We start from the raw sequence: 1,625 nt of genomic DNA on the forward strand, positions 1-1,625 counted from the left end.
CTCGTTGCGCGCTGTGTCGAAGTCGGCGCGACGGCGGCGGTCAGCGCGCCGGAGACGGCGCGCGGCGCCGAGGTGGTGATCACCATGCTGCCTGCCGGCCAGCATGTGCGCGACGCCTGGCTCGGCGGCGGGGCGCGCGGCGCGGCGGCGGCGGCGACGGCGTTGGTCGAGCGCGGGATCGGCGCCGTGACCAGCACGAACGGGCGTGCGACGGTGCCGGAGGGGCATCGCTGGTCGCTCGGTGCTTTCAACATGACGCCGGACGCGCAGGCTGTGTACGACGCGGCCGACGTGATGCTGGTGGTGGGATCACGGCTGCGCGGCAACGAGACGCGCAACAACGCGATGCGCCTGCCGCCGCTGCTCCAGGCCGATGCGGATGCGACGCAGGCCGGGCGGAACTACCTGGTGGAGCTCTTCGTCGCCGGCGATGCGCGGCTGGTGCTGGAAGGACTGCTGGCGCGGTTGCCGGCGAAGCTCGCGACCGATGCGAGGTTCCTGGAGTCCATCGGCGCCGCGCGCGCGCGAAGCGAGGTGGCGCTCGCGAAAATGCTCGGGCCGTATGCGGCGGTGGCGACGGCGATCTCCGCTCGCACGGCGGAGGGCCGGCCCTGGGTGCGCGATGTCACCATCTCCAACTCCACCTTCGGCAACCGCTTCGTGCGGCTGGCCGCGCCGCATCTCGGCGTGCATGCGCTGGGCGGCGGGATCGGGCAGGGCATCGCGATGGGCATCGGCGCGGGGCTGGCCGGCGCTGGCAAGGCGGTGGCGCTCGTCGGCGACGGCGCGGCGCAGCTTTCGCTCGGCGAATTGGCGACGGCGGTGGAGAGCGGCGCGGAGGTCGTCTTCGTGCTGATGAACGACCGCGGCTATGGCGTGATCCGCAACATCCAGGACGCTCAATATGGCGGACGGCAGCACTACGCCTCCATCCTGACGCCGGATTTTCACCTGATCTGCCGCGCCATGGGGCTGGCGCATGCGCGCGTCGCCCGCGTCGAGGAATTCGGCGCGGCGCTGGATGCCGCGCTCGCCGCGCCCGGCCCGGGCATGGTCGAAGTGGACATGGTCGCGATCGGCCCCTTCGCGGAGAGCTTCGCGGGCCCGCCGGCGGGCGCGGCGGGAAGCAGCCGATGAAGCTCGGCCTGATCGGCGCGGGCGGGATGGCGGCGACGCTGCTGGAGGCGCTGGCCGCCCATGCGCCGCGGCCGCTGGACCATCTGGCCCTGCTGGTGCGCGACCGCGCGAAGGGCGAGGCGCTGCTGGCAGCGCAGAACGGCCTGGCCCGCGTGATCAGCGTGCACACGGAACTCGACGCGCTGCTCCACACCGGCGCCGGCGTGGTCTGCGAATGCGCCGGCCACGGCGCGGTGCGCGAGCATGGCGCAGCGGTGCTGGAGGCGGGGCGCGATCTCGTCGTCGCCTCGACCGGTGCGCTGGCCGAGGATGCGCTGTTCCTGGCGCTGCGGGCTGCGGCGACGCGTGGCGGGGCGCAGATCCTGCTGCCCGCGGGCGCCGTCGGCGGCATCGACGCGCTGGCGGCGGCGCGGCTGCGCGGCACGCCGCGCGTCACCTATGTCGGTCGCGAGCGGCCCGGCGCCTGGCGCGGCACGAAGGCCGAATCG

1 protein-coding gene and 1 pseudogene are annotated in these 1,625 nt (G+C 74.3%); both read left to right on the forward strand.

Features of this window, described 5'->3' with window-relative positions; all coding sequences use genetic code 11:
- Nucleotides 1-1,137, forward strand: a 1,137-nt coding sequence (locus L2I40_RS22930) for a thiamine pyrophosphate-dependent enzyme (RefSeq protein WP_237217673.1), incomplete at its 5' end; no start/stop codon positions are given.
- Nucleotides 1,134-1,625 (forward strand): annotated as a pseudogene (locus L2I40_RS22935) (aspartate dehydrogenase); the annotation flags it as partial. The gene L2I40_RS22930 and the pseudogene L2I40_RS22935, both read left to right, overlap by 4 nt.

The sequence above is a fragment of the Falsiroseomonas oryziterrae genome, assembly GCF_021864505.1.
Taxonomy (GTDB): domain Bacteria; phylum Pseudomonadota; class Alphaproteobacteria; order Acetobacterales; family Acetobacteraceae; genus Falsiroseomonas; species Falsiroseomonas oryziterrae.